Below are 21,040 nucleotides of genomic sequence, written 5' to 3'. Positions count from 1 at the left end.
GGCACACCCGCCCGATGCCGTTCGAGCTTATCGGGAGATCGGCAGAATAAGAAGAGACTTTCTCTTCGGGCGGTGGCGCGAGTTCTGTGTTCTCGGTGAAGAGAACTTTAAAATTACGCAGGATTAGTCGCGGGGTGGCGGAGAAATGTCCGCCGTGGCCACGACGGACAATGCGCCGTCGCCACCAACCTCGACCACGACGATTTCGCCCGACTTCGGATAGTGGTCGGTGAGGGCGGTGATGTTGACCTGATGGGTCACGAGGAGGAGGCGCTCCTCGCCCGCATCGGCGAGAAGGGCGCGGACCTCGTCCGTCACCGCGTCCTTGACCTCCGGGTTGCGGAAGAAGGAGTTGAGCGCCGGCATCGGCTCGACGGGCCCGACATCGAGGAGCTCCGCGGTCTCGCGGGCGCGGCACCATTCGCTGGTGAGGACGCGGTCGAATTCGAGGCCGTTCGCCTTCAGGATATCGCCGATCCGGCGCGCTTGGGCGCGGCCTTCATCGTCGAGCGTGCGCTGGGTTTCGCAATCGCCGAGCACCATATCCGGCGGATCGCCGGTGCCGGGGGCGACGGCATGGCGCATGATGATCGCGGTGCCGGGCCGCTTCAGTGCGGTCCACGCCGCCTCCTCGTCGGCCGCGGCCGGTAGGGAGGCGGCCGCGACCATCGCTGCGGCGAAGAGGGCGGAAAGGATCGGGCGTCGGTCGGCCATGGCTGTGCCTCCGGGCGGAATGCCGTCGATCAGGGCAACGCGCCGGATGGCTCGAGGCTCCCGATCGTCCGCTCACGGTGGCGTGATGAAGGGCCCCGCCCGTGAGGCGCGGCCCCGCTGCGCTGGCGTTCCGGCCGGGAGGCTGCGCGGTCAGGCCGCGGCCAGCTTCTCCATCACCTCGTCGGAGATCTCGTAATTGGCGAAGACGTTCTGCACGTCGTCATCGTCTTCCAGGACGTCGATCAGCTTCATCAAGGTGCCGGCCTTGTCCTCGTCGACGGGGGTGGTGTTCTGCGGCCGCCAGACGATGCGCACGGCCGTCGCCTCGCCGAGCTGCTCGCCGAGCGCGGTGGAGACGTCCGCCACGTCCTCGAAGGCGCAGGTGATGATGTGGCCGTCCTCGTCCGACACGACATCGTCGGCGCCGGCCTCGATGGCGGCTTCCATCACGGTGTCGGCATCGCCGGCGGCGGGGGCGTACTCGATCTCGCCGACCCGGTCGAACATGAACGCGACGGAGCCCGTCTCGCCGAGCGCGCCGCCGTGCTTGGAGAAGGCGGCGCGGATGACGCCGGCGGTGCGGTTGCGATTGTCCGTCAAAGCCTCGACGAGGACCGCGACGCCGCCGGGGCCGTAACCCTCATAACGGACTTCGTCGTAGTTCGCGTCTTCGTCGCCGGCGGCCTTCTTGATGGCGCGCTCGATATTGTCCTTCGGCACGGACTGGGCCTTCGCCGCCTGGATGGCGAGGCGCAGGCGCGGGTTCATGTCAGGATCGGGCGTGCCCATCTTGGCCGCGACGGTGATTTCGCGCGAGAGCTTCGAGAAGAGTTTCGACCGCTTGGCGTCCTGCGCGCCCTTGCGGTGCATGATGTTCTTGAATTTGGAATGGCCGGCCATGGTCGTCCTCTGATCGCTTGGCCTATCTAGAGCCTGTCGGGTCCGGACGGAAGCGTCGGCCCTCCGATTTTCGTCAGGCGAGCACCCCGTGTGCGCGTGTCCTGGCGCCGGATGCGATCCGGCGCGACCTGCGAAGTGTCTCCCGTCGGGCGGATGCCGTCAACGCGGCGCGCAGCGCCTATGCGCTGGGCGGGGACGGGGTGTGGAGGCGGCCCTCGGCGGCGCTGTGATAATATTGGCTGGCGATCAGCCAGGCCTTCAGCGGCCGCAGCGGCGCTGAGCACGCGACGATGATGAGCGGCACCGTCGTGATGAGGTGGACCCAGACCGGCGGGCTCATCGCCATCTCGAACCAGATCGCGAGCCCGACGACGGGGACGCAGGCAAAGCACAGGACGAAGAAGGCCGGCCCGTCCGCCGGGTCGGCGAAGTCATATTTCAGCCCGCAGACATTGCATTCCTTTCTGAGGGCGAGAAACCCTTGAAAGAGCTTGCCCTTGCCGCATCGCGGGCACCGGCACTTCATTCCGGCCACGAGAGGGTTGGGCAGCGTGCTGCGGTCGATTATGGGGTCTTGTATCGTCATCACGCATCCTATGCCACGCGCGGCGCGCCCGGTCGATCGGTAAGCGCGCCACCCGGCACCCTCCATGTGGGCGCCAACGGCCGACTTATAAACGCGTCATCTTTTCACGCCTTGCGAAGACGCAAGCCCCCCGACCGTCCGACGGCCGCGCCGGCTAATCCTCGTCCCACAGCGTGGGCAGCGCCTCGTCGAGGTCGCCGCCGATGCGAATGGGGGCGATCCAGTGCGCGAGGCCGGTCCGGTCGTCGGTCTCGACCGCGACACCGCAGACCGTGCCCGGACCCGTGGCCGGGCCGATCCGCTGACCGGGCACGCGCTCCACCATGCGGCGCATCGGCTCTTCCTTGTCCATGCCGATCACCGAATCGTAGGCCCCGCACATGCCGAGATCGGTGATGAAGGCGGTGCCGTTCGGCAACACGCGGTGGTCGGCCGTCGGGCAATGGGTGTGCGTGCCGACGACGAGCGAGACGCGCCCATCGAGGAGGTGGCCGAAGACCTGCTTTTCGCTGGTCGCCTCGGCATGAACGTCGACGATCGCCGCGTCGACCTCGCTGCCGAGCCGGTGGACGTCGAGCGCGGCGTCGAGCGTGCGGACCGGATCGTCGAGCGCCTCCATGAAGGTCCGGCCCATGACGTTCGCGACGAGAACGCGGGCCCCATTGCGGGCGGTGTACATCGCCGCGCCGGCGCCGGGTGTCCCGCGCGGATAGTTGATCGGCCGCAGCATCCGCGGCTGACGCTCGATGAAGACGAGCGCCTCGCGCTGGTCCCAGACGTGATTGCCGGTGGTGACGGCATCGGCGCCGGCGTCGAGCAGCGATTGCAGGATCGATTCGGAGATCCCGAACCCTCCCGCGGAATTCTCGCCGTTCACCACGGCGAAATCGATGGAATAGCGTTCGATCAGTCGCGGCAGATGGGTCAAGACCGCCTGCCGGCCGATCCGGCCGACGACGTCTCCTAGTACGATGAGGCGCACGCGCTCTCCCCGGTCATGATGGCATCCTTTTCTGTGATGATCGCCTTGAGCGGCTGGTCATGTGGTTCGACGGGCAAGTGCGCGAGTTCCTGTGCGGCATAGGCGATGCCGATGGCGACGGCGCCGGGATGGGCGGCGAGCCAGCGGTCATAGTGGCCGGCGCCATAGCCGAGGCGCGCGCCGGCGCGGGTGAAGGCGAGAAGCGGCACGAGGAGGAGGTCCGGCTCGACGATCGCGCCCGTCGGATGGCGGGTGCCGAACGGGCCGTCCACCAGCGGATCGCCGGGGGTGTAGGCCCGGAAGGTCATCGTCTTGTTCTCGACCGCGGGAAGCGCGAGGCGGGCGCCGGCAGCGCGGAGCGCACCGGCGAGCGGCATCGGATCGATCTCGTCGCGCATCGCGACATAGGCCGAGACGATCGACGCGCCGCGTACGAGATCGATATGGCGCAGGATCGCCTCGGCAGCGCCGGGGCCGGCTTCCCGCGCGGCTTCGGCGCGGCGGGCGAGCGCTGCCTTGCGCAGCGCCGATTTTTCGATGGATGCGTTCGATACGGTCAAACGAGCCGCCCTTCCTCGACCACGGCAACTCCGTCGAGCGCGATCGTGCAGCCCATCATCGGAAGGTCGAAATGGCCTTCCGTGAAGCGGTCGGCGAACTCGTTCGCGCCGGTCGAGAACAGGAAGTTGCCGGCGACGGCGCGCAGCTCGGTCGCGTTGGTATGGACCTTGTCCATCATCATCAGCGCGTCCCAGCGGGCCGCCTCGTTGAGGCCCCAACCGACATGGGAGACGGCATAGGCGTTCGCGTCGCGCCACGCGCTCCACGTGTCGCGCATCAGGCGCGCGTCGACACCATCGCCGTCGACGGCGACGACGCGGTCGTTTCCGAGGGTCAAGGCGACGGTCCCTTCGACATATCGCTTGTAAGTGAGGTTCATATCGCCCGGTTGAAGGACGAGGCGTCCGGCGACGGTGCCGGCGGCCGGAAACGAGACGACGATCCCGCCCGGCCAATGGGCGAGCGTTCCGGGTCGGTCCGTCCAGCCCCAGACGCCCGCGGTGTTGGCGCCGCGCATGTCGACCGCAAGGTCCGAGCCGGCGGTCGAGGTCACCCGCATCGTGGTCGCGGCCCGGCAGCGGCGCACGGCCTCGCGCACCCGCTCCTTGAGGTCGGGATCGGGGCCCATCCGCTCCAGCGTTTCGGGATGTTCATTGGAGATCACCTGGATCCGCGTTCCTGCCCGGAGGATCTCGGCAGTCTCCGGCGCATGCATCAGCCCCTCGAGGGTGAGGTCGACGACGACATCCACCGATTTCAGATGTGCGACCACGTGAGGCTGGCCGGTGAGGGCGCGGCTCGCGCCGGTGGAGCGTGGGATCATACGCCCGAGGCGCGGCGTCGGGACCACGATGCGCGCGGGACGAACGCCACGCCTTACGAGTGCGAGCTCGGCGACATGGACATTCACCTCTCGCGAGCCGCTCTCGGAGAGGATCACGACGCTCTCCTCGGGGCCGATCCGGGCCGCCTCGAAGAGCTCCGCGAAGGCATCGATCCACTTGCCTTCGATCCGATCGCTGAACATCCTCTTCCTTTCCGGCCCGACCTGCGCTTCCCTCCAACCATCGGAGAAGGGGATTCGCGTGACTGTCTTACACTCCACCCTCGACGCGGACACCACCCGGGCGAACCGCGCCGCAATCGAGGCTCTCGTCGACGACCTCGACCATCACCTCGCGAAAGCCGCAGATGGCGGTCCGCCACGGGCGAGGGACCGCCATCTGAAACGCGGCAAGCTCCTGCCGCGCGACCGCGTGAACACGCTCCTCGATCCCGGCTCCCCGTTCCTGGAGCTGTCGCCACTCGCCGCGAACGGGCTCTATGACGACGCGATCCACGGAGCGGGCCTCATCACCGGGATCGGCCGCGTATCCGGCCGCACTTGCATGATCGTGGCCAACGACGCCACCATCAAGGGCGGCACCTATTACCCGATGACGGTGAAAAAGCACGTGCGCGCGCAGGAAATCGCGCGAGAAAATCGCTTGCCGTGCATCTATCTCGTCGATTCGGGCGGCGCGAACCTGCCAAATCAGACCGAGGTGTTCCCCGATCGGGACCATTTCGGCCGCATCTTCTACAATCAGGCGACGATGTCGGCGGAGGGGATCGCGCAGATCGCGGTGGTGATGGGCTCCTGCACCGCGGGCGGGGCCTATGTGCCGGCGATGGCGGACGAGGCCATTATCGTGCGTCGGCAGGGGACGATCTTTCTCGGCGGCCCGCCTCTCGTGAAGGCGGCGACCGGCGAGGTGGTGACGGCCGAGGATCTCGGCGGGGCGGACGTTCATGCGCGCCTGTCGGGTGTCGCCGACCATTATGCGCTCGACGACCGGCAGGCGCTCGCGATGGCGCGCCGCTCGGTCGCCAATCTCGGCGCGCCCTCGCGCGCGGCGGTGGACCTTCGCCCGGCCGAGCCGCCGGCGCTCGACCCGGACGGGATCGAGGGCGTCCTGTCGCCGGACCTGCGCCAGCAGACCGATATCCGCGAGATCATCGCCCACATCGTCGACGGCTCCCGCTTCGACGAGTTCAAAGCGCTCTACGGCACGACGCTCGTGACCGGCTTCGCGCGCTTGGCAGGTATGCCGATCGGCATCATCGCCAATAACGGCATCCTGTTCTCGGAGAGCGCGAACAAGGGCGCGCATTTCGTCGAGCTCTGCTGTCAGCGCAAGATCCCGATCCTGTTCCTCCAGAACATCACCGGCTTCATGGTCGGCCGCGAGTATGAGGCGAAGGGGATCGCCCGCGCCGGCGCGAAGCTCGTGACCGCCGTCGCGTGCGCGAGCGTGCCGAAGATCACACTCATCGTGGGCGGCTCCTACGGGGCCGGGAATTACGGCATGTGTGGGCGGGCCTACTCGCCGCGTTTCCTCTTCACCTGGCCGACGGCGCGCATTTCGGTGATGGGCGGGGAGCAGGCGGCCTCGGTTCTCGCCACCGTGCGGCGCGACAATATCGAGGCGGACGGCGGCTATTGGTCGTCCGAGGAGGAGGAGGCCTTCAAGGCGCCGATCCGCGACACCTATGAGCGCGAGGGCCATCCTTATTACGCCACGGCCCGGCTTTGGGACGACGGTGTGATCCGCCCGCGGGACACCCGGCGTGTCCTCAGCCTTGCCTTCGCGGCAACGCTCCAGGCGCCGATCGGGGACACCAAATTCGGCGTCTTCCGTATGTAGCGGACCCGGCGCTCGGGTCGGACAAAACGAAACGCGCCGGCGGGGCTCCGCCGGCGCGTTTCGATTCCGGCCTTGTGGCAGATGCTGCACTGCACCTCAACCCGAGCGCGCTATGCACAATTGAATGGCAGTTAGCGATTATCGGGCGTTCCCCTTTCGCCGGAATGGGGCCATGTCCTCGTCAACGGGCGAACACAGCGCCCGAACTTCTCACAAACTGATCGGTTAGGACATGACCAGCCCCTCTGCGACCCGGCTCGCATCGCGTTTCTTCTATGCCGTTATGGCGGTCTTCGCGCCGCCCCAAGAACGGCATACGATTCAACGCCGCGGGCATCAGCACTAATCGCACCCCGGATCGGCCGCCAACGCGGACGATCCCCGATACTCGAGTCTGAAATCTTGAGAGCCCGTCTCATCATCTCTGGCACGACTGGCGGATGATCGGACGGACAGGGCCATGCGAGCCATGATCTCGTGCATGGCACAGCGACCGGCGGAAGACGCGAGACGCCTTCCGCCCCACCCTCACGTCAACGAGGGGTGGCGCGGATCGTCTTTCGGGCGAACCTTCCCGACATAGTGCCAGTCCTTGCGCTTCCTGAGCCCCATCTTGTGGGCAAAGGTGGCGTATTCCTGCCACAGGATCGCCTCCCGCCCCTCCATCCCCGGCAACGGCCACAGCCAGTTCTTGATGAACGGGTTGAACGGATTGGGACGGCTCGTCGCCCAAAGCTCGACGCGCCGCGACGGCCGTGTCGCGCGCGTGCGGCGGTGAAGGCCGAACGTGTCGCCCGCGACCATCGTGCCGGCCGGCGCCACGAAGACGTGCGGATCCGGCAGATGCAGCCGGCGCAATTCGGCATCGCTCACCCGGAAAGAGCCCCCATGCGGCCCGCCTTGCGCGGCGATCACCGAGCGGCGCTTATGCCAGGCGAGGCGGCGCGGATCGAGCTTGTGCGAGCCGAACACGTAGGCGAACGGCCCCATGTCTTCGTCGACATCATCGAGCCACAGCCACGACTTCACCGTGGGGTGGAAGGTGTCCATGTGGAGCTGGTTCTGCGGATCGGGCGATCCGTCGGGCTCGACGACATGGGTGAAGATCGTCTGAATATAAAGCTGCGGCGCGACGTCGAAGGAGCCGGCATAGCGGATCGGCCCCTGATATTCCTGCGAGGCGACGAGGCGGGCGAGCGTCGGCGTCGACGTCAGAAGCGACGGCGTCACGGCGATGCGCCGCGTGACGGCGTCGCCCTCGCGCATCTCATAGGCGGGAGCCGAGAGGTTCATCACCTCCTCGCGCAGCGCGGCGAACGCGTCGGGGGCAAGCGGCGTCTTCACGATGGCGCCGGTGGTGTCGAAGGCCTCGCGCTCCGCATCGCTCACGAGATGGCGGAGCTTGCGGCGCCGACGGTCGGCAAGGCGATGCGTCGCCGTCACGCGCCAGGCATAGAGCCCGCGCCGGTTGAGCTTTTCGCTCGCGAGAAGAGGGTTTGAGAACGCCTTTGTCGCAGTAAAGATTTCAAGCGGCCACAACGGCGCCGCAAGCCAATTCGCCATTCGCATTCTCCACTCGGCGACCGCGTTCCACAGGAAGACCCCTCCGGGTCGTCAGAAGCGGCAAGAAAACGAAATGCTTTCGCGATGTGAATGCTAATGCAAATCCGAGAAAGCTGAAAGATCTCTCCAGTTTGCTCGCATGAAGTCGGTAAATCCAGACGGACGGACGCGGCTCAGGGCCGCAGGGGCGAGCCGACCTTCCGCTCGGCGCGCTGAAGGCCGAGCCGCCGCTCGCGCAAGATCACGAAGATCCCCGACGCGATGACGATCGTCCCGCCGATGACGACATAGATCGTCGGCACCTCGCCGAACACGAAATAGCCGATCGTCACGACCCAGATCATCGACGTGTATTCGAACGGCGCGATCAGCGACGCCTCGGCGTGCTGGAAGGCTTGGGTGAGGAAGAGCTGCCCGACCCCGCCGGTCACGCCGATGCCGACGAGGAGCATCACGTCGAACCAGTTGTCGGGCATCACCCAGGTCGGCGCGGTCAACGCGGTGACGGCGGTGCCCGCGATGAGAAAATAGAGCACGATCGTGCTCGTCGATTCGGAGCGCGCGAGCTGGCGGACGAAGATCGACGTCATCGACATGAAGGCGGCCGAGGCAAGGGCGAGGATCGCTCCGACGGCGGCCGCGTCCGCGAGGTCGAAGCCCTCCTCGAACTGCGGCACGAGGATGATGAAGACCCCGACGAAACCGACCCCCACCGCCGACCAGCGATAGATGCGCACCGTCTCGCCGAGCACGGTCGCCGCGAGGACGACCATCATCAGCGGCGCGGCGTAGACGATCGCCGTCGCCTCGGGAAAGGACAGGCGCTGAAGGGCCGCGAACCACAGCCCCATAGCGAACATCCCCGCCATCGCCCGCCGGATATGGCCGGGCAAATTGTTGGTCTTCAGCGCATCGCGGAGATTCCCCGCCCAGACGATGAAGATGAGCACCGGGATCAGGCCGAAAATGTTGCGCGCGAAGAGGAGCTCGCCGACCGGATAACGCTCGCCCGCAAGCTTTACCATCGTCAACATCAACGTGAAGATGAATGCCGAGCTGACTTTCCAGAAGATGCCAGTAATCGCATCATTGGAGGTGGTCGATGCTGGGGTCGTGACCATGGTGTAAAACAATCGTTCGTCGTGAACGGCATGCGCGAAATGTTGACGCGCAAGGCCGTGCTGGCCTCGGATGGCAGCGAAACAAGATGAATGGACCGGCGAGAACGCGTGCGGCGCAGAATCAAGTGGTCGAAGCCGGGACCATTAGTGCAGGCGAATCGGCATTCGAGCAAGCGCCCCAGGCGCGGGGGCGAGGCCGACCGGCGCGATGAACGCTCCATCGCGGGGCCGGGATTCGAGCGCCGTCTCGTGCGGCGGGCGCGCTTGTCGAACGGGTCCGGCCGACGAACGAACGGGTACGGCAGCCTGACACCGCCGTACCCGAGGATTGCGACAAGATGGCGGCGGCGCGCGCCCCAGCGCGCGCCGTCCGACCGTGTCAGAACTTTTCTTGGACCTGCCGGTCGAGGTCCGTCACCATCTCGGAGACGCCATATTCGTCGGACAGCGATTCCACCTCGCGCATCAGCTTGGCGAGGGGGCCGTCCTGCGGAACGAAGGCGTCGGCCGGGAGCGCCTTCAGCTTGGCGATGAACTCCTCATAGTCGCCCTGGGCCCAAGTGTCGTTGAGCTTTGACGGCTCGCCCGCGAAGAGCAGCGCCTTGGAGCACATCGCCGGGACGGTCTTCGTCTCGCCGAGGCCCATCCAGGACAGCTCGTAGGGCGCTTTGCGGTTGAGATAATAGTCGTTCGATTCCTTGGCGACGGCCGGGGCGAGGATGCCCATCACCGTCATCCCGTCCTTGGCGGCGGCGTTCACCATGCCGGCGGTCGGGTTCGGATAGGCGTAGAAGACGCCGAGCGCGCCGCGCTTGCTGCGGATCGCTTCGAAAATCGCGTCCTGCCCGCTCGCATACTCGAAGTTCGGCGACTTGCCCTGCAAAGCGGGCTCGGCCTCGAACACCTTTCGGATGAACGCTTCGGAGCCGGAGCCTTCCGGCACGACGAACGTCACGCGCTCGGCGTTCGCGAGCACGGATTTCCAGTTGGGAAGGCGCGGCTCGTTGGTGAAGGCCATCGCGCATTCGCCCGGAAGATCGTTGCGCACGATCTGGACGGCGCCGTCGGTGACGGGCGCATATTCGAGCCCGCCCTGGCCGATGCCGAAGCAGATATTCTCCGTCTCCTTGGCGCAGGCGGCGGCGTTGGCGACCGCGCCGCCCGAGGGAACGCGGCGCACATCGTAGCCGAAGGGCTCGGCGAGCTTGCGAATCTGCTCCTCGACCGCCTGTCCCATTCCGTTGTGGTAGGTCGAGCCCGCGCCGGTCGGCGCGCCGCCCGTGTAGATGACGATCTCCGTCGCCTGCGCCGCTGTGAGCGTGGTGGCGAGGACGGCGGTGATGGCCAATAATCTCTTCATGATCGTTTCCCTCTTCGGCAGCGTTTCCGCCTTGCAGACATAGGCGCGAGGCGGGCCTTTAAAAGCCTGCGCGACTGACGCATCATCGCGGCCGGCCGGGTGACCGGGCGCGCCATGACGTCGCCCGGTCCAACGCCCCGGCACAAATGTCCATCGGAACACCGATGGCGTTCGATGTGCGCAGAGCCCAGGATATCCGCCAAGATGCCAGCCGATCGCAATGACCGCCTCGCCGCGGCCCTCCGTGAGAACCTCAAGCGGCGCAAGGATCAGTCGCGCAATCGCCGCGCTCCGGAGGACGGCCCGACGCCCGAGCGTCACGATGCATCCGTGGAAGCATCAGAGCCGAATGCGCAAGAGGCCGAACCCGGCGAGGATGACGTGGCGCGCTGACGCGCCGCCGGTTCCGAGGAGGGACGCGCCGTCCGCGCGGATCCGCCTCACCATCTCTGCCTCAGCTCGCATCGCGGTGAGGCGCCTATGATGAGGCGGGACGGCGCCCAGGCTTCAATAATTTGGAACGGTCGCCGTAATTTCGATCGAGGAATAATAATCGGCGAGGTTGCGGATATCGTCGTCGCTGAGACCGGAGGCGATGATCGACATCTGCTGGTGCTGACGTTCGCCGCTGCGAAACGCCTTGAGCTGGCGCATCAGGTAAATGTCGCTCTCGCCGCCGATATTGGGCACCTCGGGATTGGTGCCGATCCCGTCATAGCCGTGGCAGACCTGGCACATCGCCGCCTTCTGCCGGCCCGCCGCGGGATCCGCCGCCGCATTCCCCGCGAGCGCCGCGACGCCCGCGAGAACTGACAGGACGAGAGCGCCCCGGCCGAAGCCGGAGCGCGCGCGGTCACTCGCCATAGGAGATGCGGTAGAGCGCGCCGGCCAGATCGTCCGACACGAGGATCGAGCCGTCTTTGAGCTGCGCCACGTCGACGGGGCGCCCGAGATATTCGCCGCTGTCACTGAGCCACCCTTCGGCGAACGGCTCCGAGGTCGCCGTGCCGTCCTCTGCGATCGTCGTCACCATCACACGAGCGCCGACCGGGGTCGTCCGGTTCCATGAGCCGTGCTGGGCGGAGAAGATGGCGTTCTTGTATTCCGGCGGGAACATCGAGCCGGAATAGAAGGTCATGCCGAGATCGGCGGCGTGGGCGATGGTCTCGACGACCGGCATCACGACGTCCTCGGGGATCTCCTGGTCCTTGTACTCGTTGGTTCGGACCGATCCGCCGCCATACCAGGGGAAGCCGAAATTCTGCTGCGCCTCGGTCTGGAGGTTGATTTCACCGGGCGGGATGTCGTCCCCCATGCCGTCGACCTGGTTGTCGGTGAACCAGAGCTCGCCGGTCTCCGGGTTGAAGTCGTGCCCGACCGAATTGCGAATCCCGGTGGTGTAGACCTCGCGGCCCGTGCCGTCGACATTGAGGCGGATGATGCCGCCGATGCCGACCTTGCGATAAAGGTCCAGCTTCTCCGGCGGGGGCACGTTATAAGGCTGGCCGAGGCTGATATAGAGCTTGCCGTCCGGCCCGACGCGGCAGACGCGGGCGGTGTGGTTGTAACTTTCCTCGTCGACCGGGATCAGCTTCCCCTGCGGCACGACGTTGGCGGCGGCGACGTCCGGGCTTTCATAGAAAAACTCGGCGGCGGGAAAGTTGAGAACGCGATTCTGCTCGGCGATGTAGAGCATACCGTCGGGCGAGAAGCAGGGGCCGTTGGGGATCACGAAGGTGAGCGAGGGGGCGAAGTCCTTCACCTCGTCGGCGACGCGGTCCTTGTCCCGGTCGGTGACGGCCCAGACCTTGCTCTTGCGGGTGCCGACGATGGTGACGATGCCCTGCGGGCCGACCGCCATGTGCCGCGCGTCGGGAACGATGGCGTAGAGGTCGATCTTGAAACCGTCGGGCAGCTTGATCTTTTCGAGCGTCGCGCGGAGCGCCTCGGCTTTCGAGCCGGTCTGCTCGATGGTCGTGAAATCCTTGGTCCCCGTGGTCCTGAAGGCGGAGAGGCGTTCCAGGTTGTCCGGCGCCGGTGTCGGTGCGGGAGCCTGGGCCGATGCGGCCGTCGCGACGAGCGCTGTCGACGCAGCGAGTGCGGTCAAGCGGAGCATAGCGTTCCTCCTTGTTGCCCATTTCGAGCTCTGATGTCCCGACGTCGTTCGGGAGGTGCGCCGGGTCATGGCGAGGATGCCCTTAGATTGTTCGTTGCGCCAAGCGGAATCTTCGGGTGAGTGGGGTGTCGCCGGGCCCGCGAGGCGCCGACGATCGTGACGTCGGTCGGGGCGAGCCCGGCCACATCCCAAATGGAGCGCAATTGCGATAGGTTAAGGGCGCGGACGAATCGTTTCGTCGCGCAGACGAGGAGGGCGGTGTGCCCGATCGCTCCATCGATCGGTTTGCGACCTTCGTTCGCACCTTTCGCATCGAGCCCGACGGTCTCGGCCGGCTGGCTGCCTTGCGCGCCTCGCTCGGCTGGTTGGTTTCGATCGGCATCGTCAGTCCCGATCCGGCGGTGCGGCGCCGCCAGCGCTTCGTCAACACCGCCGCCCTTGTCGGCGCTCTCGCCTCCGTCCAGCACGCGATCGAGCAGCTCGTCGTGGGGGCGGCGGCGCTTCAGCCGCTCATCGTCCACAATCTGGTGTTCGCGGGATTGTACCTGTCGACCCCGCTCTTCCACCGCGTCTCGCGGAATGCGGCGGCGCTCTTCCTCTGCACCGCGGTCTGCGTCGGCACGGCACGGGTGATCTGGCTGACCGGGCTCGAAGGCGGGGCGCACGTCTATTTCGCGTTCACCGCCGCGGCCTTCCTGTTCTTCGGCGTCGCGCATTGGCGGCTCTTCGCGCTCGTCGTCATGATGGCCTTCGCGACGGTCGTCGCGGCGCTCGCCTTCGCTCCGCATATGGGGCCGGTGGCGCTCGCCGCACCGCAATATGTCGAGCGGCTTTCCGGTTCGATCGTCATCAATGTGATGGTGATCAACGTGTGGCTCTTCACCTACGCGCTGGTGAAGACGCATCAGGCCGAGACGCAGCTCGCCGCCGAGGTCGATCGGTCCGAACGGCTGCTTCTCGCGATCATGCCCCGTCCGATCGCCGCGCGCCTCAAGGCGGAGCCCGACCGCATCGTCGCCGACCGGCACGAGGCGGTGACGATCTTCTTCGCCGATCTCGTCGGCTTCACCGCCCGCGCGCGCACCGCCACGCCCGAGCATCTCGTCGCGTGGCTCGACACGCTGTTCCGGGGGCTCGACGCCCTCGCCGCCGAGCACAAGGTCGAAAAGATCAAGACGATCGGCGACGCCTACATGGCCGTTTCCGGCCTTCGGGTGACGCTCGACGTGGGGGCGGAGCGCATCGCCCGGTTCGCGCTCGCCTTTCGCGATTTCACCGATCGATATGGCGCGTTCGACGACACGCCGCTCAAGGTGCGGATCGGCCTCCACACCGGTCCGGTGGTCGCGGGTGTGATCGGGGGGACGCGCTTCGCCTATGATTTGTGGGGCGATGCGGTGAACACGGCCTCACGCATGGAAAGTCACGGCGCACCGGCTTTTATTCAGATGTCGGGCTCGACCGCCGCATTGCTCGCCGAGCGTTTCCCGATGACCCCGCGCGGCCGGGTCCCGGTGAAAGGGCTCGGCGAGATCCAGGCCTTCTGGCTCGGCGCGCCGCCGACCCACCCGCTCGTCGGAGACCGCGCTTTCCCAGTCTCCTGATGCGAGCGACAGCCGACCCAATGAGGAGAAGCCCATGAACGACGCCCCTGCCTCCGAAAGCGTCCTCCAGACGCTGATGACGTGGATTGCCGTGCAAGGCATCAACATTCTCGTCGGGATCGTGATCCTTTGTGTCGGCTGGTGGGCCGCGGGTCGCGTCTATGCCTGGATCCGCGTCTGGATCGCCAAGAGCAACCGGCTCGATCCGATCGTGGAGTCGTTTCTGGCGAGCCTCATTTATTACGGGCTCCTCGCGCTCCTCGTGATCATCTCGCTCAATCTGATGGGCGTGCAGACGACGAGCCTCATCGCGGTGCTCGGCGCGGCCTCGCTCGCCATCGGCCTTGCTCTGCAAGGCTCGCTCACCTCGCTCGCAGCGGGGGTGATGATCATCATGATGCGGCCGTTCAAGACCGGCGACTATATCGAGGTGTCGGGCGAGGCTGGAACGGTGAAGTCGATCACCCTCTTCCTCACCGAGCTCGCGACCTACGACAATGTGCAGAAGCTCCTGCCGAATTCCCAGGTCTGGGGTGCGACGGTGACGAACTATTCCGTCTATCCGACGCGGATGCTCGATATCGAAGTCAGCATCGATTACGGCGATTCGATCGACGCCGCGCTCGAGACGCTGCGCAACATCGCAGACCGTGAGGAAAAGGTGCACGCCGAGCCGGCGCCCAATGCCTTCGTCAGCGGTCTCGGCGATTCCTCGGTCGATCTCACGCTGCGGATCTGGCTCGCCGCGAGCGACTATTGGGAAATGAAGCGGGCGCTCACCAAACGGGCGAAGGAGGAGATCGAGGCGAGCGGCCTGTCGATCCCGTTCCCGCATCGCCAGATCGTCGCCGTGAAAGGCGACGCGCCGCCCGTCGGCAAGGATCAGCCGACCGATCGCCGGCCGGGAGACGAGACCGAAAACGCGGCTTAGATCCGCGTCGCGCACGACGAAAAGGGCCGCCCGAAGGCGGCCCTGGTGATCGCGTTGTGCGATGTGGTGGTCGCGGAGTGCGATACCGAACTTAGTTGGACGGAGCCGTCGTGGTGGTGCCGGCACCCGTGCCCATGCCACCCGTACCGGTCGCCGGGGCCGCAGCCGTCGCCTCGCGGTCGTTCTCCATCTCGTCGGCGTCGCGGAATTCCGGCGCCGCCTTCAGCTCTTCCTCAGTGGCGTTGAGCATGAAGTTCAGGTCGCCATTCTCGTCCTCGGAGATCGAGAGAGCGGAAAGCTCGATCGCCACTTCCTTCTCGCCGATGCCGAGGAAACCACCGACGCCGATCACCACGCCTTCGACCGTACCGTCGGCCGTGAGGACCATGTCACGGACATCGCCGATCTTCTCGTCAGCCGAATTCACGACGTCGGCGTCGAGGAGGGTCGAGGCGAGGAACGTGTCCGGGCTCTGCTCGAAGATCTGACCTTCGACCGGGGTGCCCTCGGCGACTTCCGCCTCGTCCGCGCTCTCCACGGTGGCCTCGGCATTGTCGACCGCCTGATCGGCGGACTCTGCGGCGCTGTCAGCCGCTTCCATGGCGGAGTCCGCGGCGTTGTCAGCGGCGTTCGCTGCGTCCTGGGCGGCATCGGCCGTCGCATCGGCCGCGTCGCCGGCGGCATCGGCGGTCGCATCCGCCGCATTCTCGGCCGCGTTCGCGGTCGCCGCAGCCGCGTTGTCCACCTGTTCGCCAGCCTGTTCAGCGGGGCCGTCCGGCTTCACGACCGTGACGTTCGCCGAATTCTGGGCCATGACCGGCGCCGAGAGGAGAACCAGAGCGGACGCGGTAGCAAGCCAGATTTTCTTCTGTGCAAACATGATTGTGCCTTTTGATCTTCCGTGACGATTTCATTTCGTCGACTGCAAATGAATGCGCTGGCTATCAAAGTCGTTCCACGGGGCCGCAATATTTTTGCGATTAAGTCGCGATCCACGCATTGCCCGTTTTTATCTATAAGGAGTCGATTCGAATGCGTAGAAAATTGTCGAACATCTTAGAACGCACAACGGGGCGATCAGTTCGGATTTAGTTTCGACTCTGACATTCGGTCGCACATGGCCGGTGCGCCGGACACGGTTGACAGCATCACCCCTCAGACGGCTTTCTTGTCCTGCCCTGCGCCAACGCGCCAAAAACCAACGGATTCCCGTGGACCAGACGCCGCCAAATCAACCGACCGATCAGCAGACCGCGCTCCGAGCCCGCGGTGTGCCGGACCATGAGGCAGCGGTCGAATGGCTGAAATCCCGCGGCATTCAGGACGTCGAGTGTATCGTTCCCGACCAGGCGGGCGTCGCGCGCGGCAAACTGATGCCGACGGAGAAATTCAACCGATCGCCGTCGATCACGATGCCCACCTCGATCTTCAGTCAGACGATCGCGGGTGACTATCCGGAGGAAGACGAGCAGTTCTCCCACGATCCGACCGACGGCGACCTCATCTTCGACCCGGATTACGCGACGCTTGCGGTCGTGCCCTGGGCGTCGGACCCGGCGGCGCAGCTCATTCATGATGCACGCTATAAAGACGGGCGCCCGGTCGACCATGCGCCGCGTCAGGTCCTGAAGCGCGTCGTCGAGCTCTACGCGCGGAAGGGGTTGCGTCCGGTGGTCGCGCCGGAGATCGAGTTCTATCTCGTCAAGCCGAACACCGATCCCGACTATCCGTTGGAGCCGCCGATCGGCCGCTCCGGCCGGCCGGAGATCGGCCGCCAGTCCTTCTCGATCGCCGCGGTGAACGAGTTCGACGACCTGTTTGACGACATTTACGACTATTCGGAGGCCCAGGGCCTCGAGATCGACACCCTCATCCACGAAGAGGGCGCCGCGCAGATGGAGATCAACCTCCTCCACGGCGATCCGGTCGACCTCGCCGACCAGGTCTTCCTCTTCAAGCGCACGATCCGCGAGGCCGCGCTCCGCCACAAGATGTACGCGACGTTCATGGCCAAGCCCATGAGCAACGAGCCCGGCTCTGCGATGCATATCCACGCCTCGGTGGTGGACATCGAGACGGGCGATTCGATCTTCTCGACACCCGAGGGCGATCCGACGAAGGACTTTTTCTCCTTTATCTACGGGCACCAGCGCTATCTGCCGAACGTCATGTGCATCATGGCGCCTTACGTGAACTCCTATCGGCGGCTGGAGCGGTTCTCGGCGAGTCCGACCAACGTCCATTGGGGCTACGACAACCGGACCGTCGGCCTCAGAGTGCCGCACGGCAAACCCGATGCGCGCCGGCTCGAAAACCGCATCCCCTCGTCGGACGCGAACCCCTATCTCGCGATCGCCGCCTCGCTCGCCTGCGGGCTTCTCGGCCTCGAAGAGGCCGGGCACCCGGACGATCCGATCGAAGGGTCGGCGCGCGATCTTCCCTTCGGCCTGCCGCGCGGCCTCACCGAGGCCGTCACTCTGTTCGAGGAGTGCGAGCCGCTGGTCGACATCTTCGGCAAGTCGTTCGTCTCCACCTTCCGCGCGATCAAGCAGGCCGAATACGAGACGTTCATGCGGGTGATCAGCCCGTGGGAGCGCGAATATCTGCTCCTCAATGTGTGAGACCCGGCACACCATGTTGCGGTAAGCCTTTGCCATAGCCCGGCGCAGCACCTCGCGCCGGGACATGGAGGAGGGCCCCGCGCCGATGTCGGACACCATCTACACCGAAGACGCCGCGATCCCGCGCCCCAAGAGCGCCGACTGGGCACTCCCGGAGCGGACCGACGTGCTCGTCGTCGGTGGGGGGCTGACGGGGCTGTCGGCGGCGCTCTTCCTCGCGCGGGCGGGCCGCGCCGTGACGGTGATCGACAAGGGCGCTCTCGGCGACGGCGCGTCCGGCCGCAATGGCGGGCAAATCCACCCCGGCCAGCGGCGCGACCAGATCTGGCTCACCCACCATCTCGGCGAGCCGATCGCGGACACGCTCTGGGAGCTCGGCGAGGCGGCCGTCGCCCTCGTCCACCAGCTTCGCGAGGAGCTCGGCGCCGATTGCGGCTTCCGGCCCGGCCTCATCGAGGCGGCCCACACCGTCCGCGACTTCGACGACTCGCGCGAATATGCCGACCATCTGGCCGAGCGCTATGGCGTCGAAACGGAAGTCCTGTCGCGGGGCGAGCTCGCGGCGGCGATCGGGACGAAGCGCTATTATGGCGGCGTGCGCGACGCGAAGGGCGGCCATCTCAATCCTCTCGCGCTGGTGGCGGCGCTGGCGGGCGCCGCACGTGAGGCGGGGGCCGCGCTCCACCCCTTCGTGCAGGCGACGCATCATGGCCGGCGCGCGGGCAAGCTCAGCGCCACGCTCTCCCACAGAGGCGGTGACGACCACGAGATCCTCGCCGACACGATCCTCCTCGCCGGCAACGGCTATCTGAACGGGCTGGAGCCGCGCGTCGAGGACCGCATCATGCCCCTCGTCAACCACATCGCGGCGACCGAGCCGCTCGACCTCGCGGTCATTCCGGGCGGCGAGGCGGTGTCCGACACGCGCCGCGTCGTCCGCTATTTCCGGCAGGATGCCGAGGGGCGGTTGATCTTCGGCGGCGGGGAGAGCTTCGGCACGCCGCCGGCCGATATCGAAGCCTTCGTGCGGCCCTATCTCCTCGAGGTCTATCCGAACCTCGCGGATGCGCCGATCGCGGCCGCCTGGTCCGGCACGCTCGGCATCACCCGCACCCGCTGTCCCTATATCCGGCGGCTCGAGCCGGGGCTCTACGCCGCCGGCGGCTACTCGGGGCAGGGGGTCGGCCTCGCGACCTTCGCCGGCAAGGTGATCGCCGACGCTGTGGCCGGGGAGACGGACGCGCTCGACGTCTTCTCTCACATGCCGGTTCCGCCCTTTCCGGGCGGGCGGCGCTTCCAGGGGCCGCTCGCCGCCCTCGCGATGGCGTGGTTCTCCTTGCGCGACCGTCTCGCCCTGCCGGGCATCGGCCGGTAAGAAAAAGGCGGGCCGCGCCGCCGCGTCCTAATCGAGCGGGCGGCGGGGAACGCCCTCGGCGACGGCCGCGACCTCCATCACGTCGAACGTCGTGCCGGCGCCGATATCGGTGCCGAGCTTGACGGTGACGCCGGCCGCGAGGAGGCGCGAGACGTCGCACGTGCCCGATTGCAGGAACCGATTGGCGGTCGGGCAATGCGCCACCACCGCCTTGTGCTCGGCGAGCGAGGCGACCTCCCGGTCGGTCAGGTGGATCGCATGGGCGAAGATCGCGCCCGGCCCGACGAGGCCGAATTTCTCGTAGACCGCCAGATAATCCTTCGCGTGGGGGAAGAGGCGGCGCACCCAGGCGACCTCCTCCTCGCTTTCCGACAGATGCGTCTGCATGGCGCAGGTCGGGTGCGCCGCCCACAGGGCGCCCGCCGCCTCCAATAGCGCCGGCGTCGATGTCGGCGCGAAACGCGGGGTGATCGCGTAGGTGAAGCGGCCGCCCGCCGCGCCATGCCAGCGCTCGATGAGGGCGAGGCTGTCGTCATAGGCGTCCTGCGCCGGGGTGAGCAGCGGGGAGGGCGCGTTGCGATCCATCATCACGAGCCCGGCCGTCACCTTGATGGTGCGGTCGAGCGCCTCGGTGAACAGCGCGTCGACGGAATTCGGATGCGAGGTGCAGAACACCGTCACCTCGTTGGTGCCGACCGCCTCGCATTGGTCGAAGAACTCACGGGCGACGGCCTTGCTATAGGCCGGATCCTCGAACCGCTCTTCCTCCGGGAAGGTGACGTTCTCGAGCCATTCGAGGAGGCCGCCGCCATAAGTCCCGGTGATCCGGGTCTGCGGGAAATGGCAATGGACATCGACGAGGCCGGGCGACAGGAGCGCGTCCGTCGGCACCACCATCACGTCGGGATGGGCCGCGATCAGCCGCCGCGCCGGTCCGAAATCCACGACGACATGATCGTCGATCAGGATCGCCCCGTCCTCGACGACCTCGAACGGATCGGCGCCCGTGATCGTGCCGCGAAAGGGGCGAAGCGGGCCGCGCTCGATGAGGCGGCTCATCGGCGCTCTCCGCGATCGAGCGCGAGAAGCTGGGCCGCGACGGAGGCTGCGATCACGGAGGGTTCCTTCCCGTCAATGAAGGGCAAGCCGATGGGACATGTGAGGCGGGCGGCGTCAAGCCCGCGCTCGGCCAGCCGTCGGGTGAAGATCGCCCGCTTCGTCGCCGTGCCGATCAGGCCGAGAAAGGCGAACGGGCGGGAAAGGGCCGCGGCCACGATCTCGAGATCGACGGCATGGCTGTGCGTCATCACGAGGTGGACGGTCTCGGGCGGGGCGGCCATGGCGACGGTCTCGGGCAGCGCGATGCGGCGGCAGGCGACGGGGCCGTGCGCGGGCCACAGCGTCGCCTCGCGCGCATCGACCCAGTCGAGTGCGAAGGGGAGCGGGGCGAGAGCGGCGACGAGCGCGGTGCCGACATGGCCGGCGCCGTAGACGATGACGGGCCGGCGCGGCGGATCGGCCACCAGGGGGCCGCCGTCATAGAGGGGGAAGGCGGCGTCGGGCGGTTCGTCGATGCGGGCGATTTCGATCGTCATCCGCCCGCCGCAGCATTGGTCGAGCGTCGGGTTGAGCGGCAGGTCGAGCGTCTCGCGCCGCCCGCCTTCGGACAGGAGCCGCCGCGCCGCCTCCACGGTCCGCCGCTCCGCCTCGCCGCCGCCGATGGTGCCGCGCGTCGCCCCGCCGGTCACGATCATCCAGGCGCCCTTCTCGCGCGGGGTGGAGCCCGCGACGGCGGCGAGCAGCGCGATCGCCGTCGGCTCGGCGCGGACCGAGGCGGCGATGTCGGCAAGGCGCGGGGCGGTCTCACGCGGGTCGGCCGAATGCGAGAGGGGCGGCGCGGCCATCGCGGTGGTGGTCAT

20 protein-coding genes are annotated in these 21,040 nt (G+C 66.9%); 5 read left to right on the top strand and 15 right to left on the bottom strand.

What is annotated here, in order from left to right; all coding sequences use genetic code 11:
• Window positions 1-123: 123 nt before the first annotated feature.
• From L1787_RS09180 to L1787_RS09155, 6 genes are all read right to left on the bottom strand, one after another.
• Window positions 124-714 (bottom strand): histidine phosphatase family protein, encoded by a 591-nt coding sequence (locus tag L1787_RS09180; protein WP_235708502.1) that lies wholly within the window; start codon window positions 712-714, stop codon window positions 124-126.
• 150 nt (window positions 715-864) lie between these two features.
• Complete coding sequence (locus tag L1787_RS09175; protein ID WP_235708501.1) at window positions 865-1,614, bottom strand: YebC/PmpR family DNA-binding transcriptional regulator; 750 nt, start codon at window positions 1,612-1,614, stop codon at window positions 865-867.
• Window positions 1,615-1,792: 178 nt separating this feature from the next.
• The gene (locus L1787_RS09170) at window positions 1,793-2,200 is read right to left on the bottom strand and encodes a DUF983 domain-containing protein (protein ID WP_235708500.1); all 408 of its coding nucleotides are present in this window, start codon (window positions 2,198-2,200) and stop codon (window positions 1,793-1,795) included.
• A 154-nt stretch (window positions 2,201-2,354) separates the two neighbouring features.
• The gene (locus L1787_RS09165; protein ID WP_235708499.1) at window positions 2,355-3,182 is read right to left on the bottom strand and encodes a TIGR00282 family metallophosphoesterase; all 828 of its coding nucleotides are present in this window, start codon (window positions 3,180-3,182) and stop codon (window positions 2,355-2,357) included.
• Entirely contained in the window at window positions 3,164-3,742 is a 579-nt protein-coding gene (locus L1787_RS09160) for a 5-formyltetrahydrofolate cyclo-ligase (protein ID WP_235708498.1), read from the bottom strand. Before L1787_RS09160 ends, L1787_RS09165 begins: the two co-directional genes overlap by 19 nt.
• Entirely contained in the window at window positions 3,739-4,770 is a 1,032-nt protein-coding gene (locus L1787_RS09155) for a 2,5-dihydroxypyridine 5,6-dioxygenase NicX family protein (protein WP_235708497.1), read from the bottom strand. The genes L1787_RS09160 and L1787_RS09155 overlap by 4 nt, the downstream gene beginning before the upstream one ends.
• Window positions 4,771-4,828: 58 nt before the next feature.
• Between L1787_RS09155 and L1787_RS09150 the strand changes: the two genes are divergently transcribed.
• Window positions 4,829-6,430, top strand: a complete 1,602-nt coding sequence (locus L1787_RS09150) for a carboxyl transferase domain-containing protein (protein WP_439648270.1) — start codon at window positions 4,829-4,831, stop codon at window positions 6,428-6,430.
• Between the two features lie 528 nt (window positions 6,431-6,958).
• On the opposite strand, the gene L1787_RS09145 is transcribed toward L1787_RS09150, so the two are convergent.
• From L1787_RS09145 to L1787_RS09125, 6 genes are all read right to left on the bottom strand, one after another.
• Entirely contained in the window at window positions 6,959-7,993 is a 1,035-nt protein-coding gene (locus L1787_RS09145) for a phytanoyl-CoA dioxygenase family protein (protein ID WP_235708496.1), read from the bottom strand.
• Window positions 7,994-8,166: 173 nt separating this feature from the next.
• Window positions 8,167-9,114, bottom strand: coding sequence for a DMT family transporter (locus tag L1787_RS09140; protein WP_235708495.1), 948 nt, complete (start codon window positions 9,112-9,114; stop codon window positions 8,167-8,169).
• Between the two features lie 379 nt (window positions 9,115-9,493).
• Window positions 9,494-10,474, bottom strand: a complete 981-nt coding sequence (locus tag L1787_RS09135; protein ID WP_235708494.1) for a hypothetical protein — start codon at window positions 10,472-10,474, stop codon at window positions 9,494-9,496.
• 339 nt (window positions 10,475-10,813) lie between these two features.
• Window positions 10,814-10,939, bottom strand: coding sequence for a hypothetical protein (locus tag L1787_RS25685; protein ID WP_255720369.1), 126 nt, complete (start codon window positions 10,937-10,939; stop codon window positions 10,814-10,816).
• Between the two features lie 42 nt (window positions 10,940-10,981).
• Entirely contained in the window at window positions 10,982-11,338 is a 357-nt protein-coding gene (locus L1787_RS09130) for a c-type cytochrome (protein ID WP_235708493.1), read from the bottom strand.
• Window positions 11,328-12,590, bottom strand: coding sequence for a PQQ-dependent sugar dehydrogenase (locus L1787_RS09125; protein ID WP_235708492.1), 1,263 nt, complete (start codon window positions 12,588-12,590; stop codon window positions 11,328-11,330). Before L1787_RS09125 ends, L1787_RS09130 begins: the two co-directional genes overlap by 11 nt.
• 260 nt (window positions 12,591-12,850) lie before the next feature.
• Between L1787_RS09125 and L1787_RS26015 the strand changes: the two genes are divergently transcribed.
• Both L1787_RS26015 and L1787_RS09115 read left to right on the top strand, forming a co-directional pair.
• The gene (locus L1787_RS26015) at window positions 12,851-14,194 is read left to right on the top strand and encodes an adenylate/guanylate cyclase domain-containing protein (protein ID WP_235708491.1); all 1,344 of its coding nucleotides are present in this window, start codon (window positions 12,851-12,853) and stop codon (window positions 14,192-14,194) included.
• 34 nt (window positions 14,195-14,228) lie between these two features.
• Window positions 14,229-15,125 carry a mechanosensitive ion channel family protein gene (locus L1787_RS09115; protein ID WP_235708490.1) on the top strand — a complete coding sequence of 299 codons (897 nt, stop codon included), beginning with the start codon at window positions 14,229-14,231 and terminating at the stop codon, window positions 15,123-15,125.
• Between the two features lie 91 nt (window positions 15,126-15,216).
• On the opposite strand, the gene L1787_RS09110 is transcribed toward L1787_RS09115, so the two are convergent.
• Complete coding sequence (locus L1787_RS09110) at window positions 15,217-15,909, bottom strand: PRC-barrel domain-containing protein (protein ID WP_235708489.1); 693 nt, start codon at window positions 15,907-15,909, stop codon at window positions 15,217-15,219.
• A gap of 427 nt (window positions 15,910-16,336) precedes the next feature.
• Here L1787_RS09110 and L1787_RS09105 point away from each other — a divergent pair, with 427 nt between their 5' ends.
• Window positions 16,337-17,746 (top strand): glutamine synthetase family protein, encoded by a 1,410-nt coding sequence (locus tag L1787_RS09105; protein WP_439648269.1) that lies wholly within the window; start codon window positions 16,337-16,339, stop codon window positions 17,744-17,746.
• Window positions 17,747-17,831: 85 nt separating this feature from the next.
• Window positions 17,832-19,121, top strand: a complete 1,290-nt coding sequence (locus L1787_RS09100) for an NAD(P)/FAD-dependent oxidoreductase (protein WP_235708487.1) — start codon at window positions 17,832-17,834, stop codon at window positions 19,119-19,121.
• A gap of 27 nt (window positions 19,122-19,148) precedes the next feature.
• On the opposite strand, the gene L1787_RS09095 is transcribed toward L1787_RS09100, so the two are convergent.
• Both L1787_RS09095 and xdhC read right to left on the bottom strand, forming a co-directional pair.
• A complete protein-coding gene (locus L1787_RS09095) occupies window positions 19,149-20,180 on the bottom strand; it encodes a guanine deaminase (RefSeq protein ID WP_235708486.1) in 1,032 nt (343 codons plus the stop codon).
• Window positions 20,177-21,040 (bottom strand): xanthine dehydrogenase accessory protein XdhC, encoded by an 864-nt coding sequence (gene xdhC, locus L1787_RS09090; protein ID WP_235708485.1) that lies wholly within the window; start codon window positions 21,038-21,040, stop codon window positions 20,177-20,179. The genes L1787_RS09095 and xdhC overlap by 4 nt, the downstream gene beginning before the upstream one ends.

This window comes from Acuticoccus kalidii (assembly GCF_021556395.1).
GTDB classification, from domain to species: domain Bacteria; phylum Pseudomonadota; class Alphaproteobacteria; order Rhizobiales; family Amorphaceae; genus Acuticoccus; species Acuticoccus kalidii.
The sequence above is the reverse complement of the archived record's forward strand: the minus strand, read 5'-3'. Positions and strand labels throughout refer to the sequence as shown.

Excerpts from the sequence above, each read along its gene's own strand:
- L1787_RS09180 (WP_235708502.1), bottom strand. The coding sequence starts at position 714 with ATGGCCGACCGACGCCCGATCCTTTCCGCCCTCTTCGCCGCAGCGATG.
- L1787_RS09175 (WP_235708501.1), bottom strand. The coding sequence starts at position 1,614 with ATGGCCGGCCATTCCAAATTCAAGAACATCATGCACCGCAAGGGCGCG.
- L1787_RS09170 (WP_235708500.1), bottom strand. The coding sequence starts at position 2,200 with ATGACGATACAAGACCCCATAATCGACCGCAGCACGCTGCCCAACCCT.
- L1787_RS09155 (WP_235708497.1), bottom strand. The coding sequence starts at position 4,770 with ATGTTCAGCGATCGGATCGAAGGCAAGTGGATCGATGCCTTCGCGGAG.
- L1787_RS09145 (WP_235708496.1), bottom strand. The coding sequence starts at position 7,993 with ATGGCGAATTGGCTTGCGGCGCCGTTGTGGCCGCTTGAAATCTTTACT.
- L1787_RS09140 (WP_235708495.1), bottom strand. The coding sequence starts at position 9,114 with ATGGTCACGACCCCAGCATCGACCACCTCCAATGATGCGATTACTGGC.
- L1787_RS09135 (WP_235708494.1), bottom strand. The coding sequence starts at position 10,474 with ATGAAGAGATTATTGGCCATCACCGCCGTCCTCGCCACCACGCTCACA.
- L1787_RS25685 (WP_255720369.1), bottom strand. The coding sequence starts at position 10,939 with ATGCGAGCTGAGGCAGAGATGGTGAGGCGGATCCGCGCGGACGGCGCG.
- L1787_RS09130 (WP_235708493.1), bottom strand. The coding sequence starts at position 11,338 with ATGGCGAGTGACCGCGCGCGCTCCGGCTTCGGCCGGGGCGCTCTCGTC.
- L1787_RS09125 (WP_235708492.1), bottom strand. The coding sequence starts at position 12,590 with ATGCTCCGCTTGACCGCACTCGCTGCGTCGACAGCGCTCGTCGCGACG.
- L1787_RS09115 (WP_235708490.1), top strand. The coding sequence starts at position 14,229 with ATGAACGACGCCCCTGCCTCCGAAAGCGTCCTCCAGACGCTGATGACG.
- L1787_RS09100 (WP_235708487.1), top strand. The coding sequence starts at position 17,832 with ATGTCGGACACCATCTACACCGAAGACGCCGCGATCCCGCGCCCCAAG.
- L1787_RS09095 (WP_235708486.1), bottom strand. The coding sequence starts at position 20,180 with ATGAGCCGCCTCATCGAGCGCGGCCCGCTTCGCCCCTTTCGCGGCACG.
- xdhC (WP_235708485.1), bottom strand. The coding sequence starts at position 21,040 with ATGACCACCACCGCGATGGCCGCGCCGCCCCTCTCGCATTCGGCCGAC.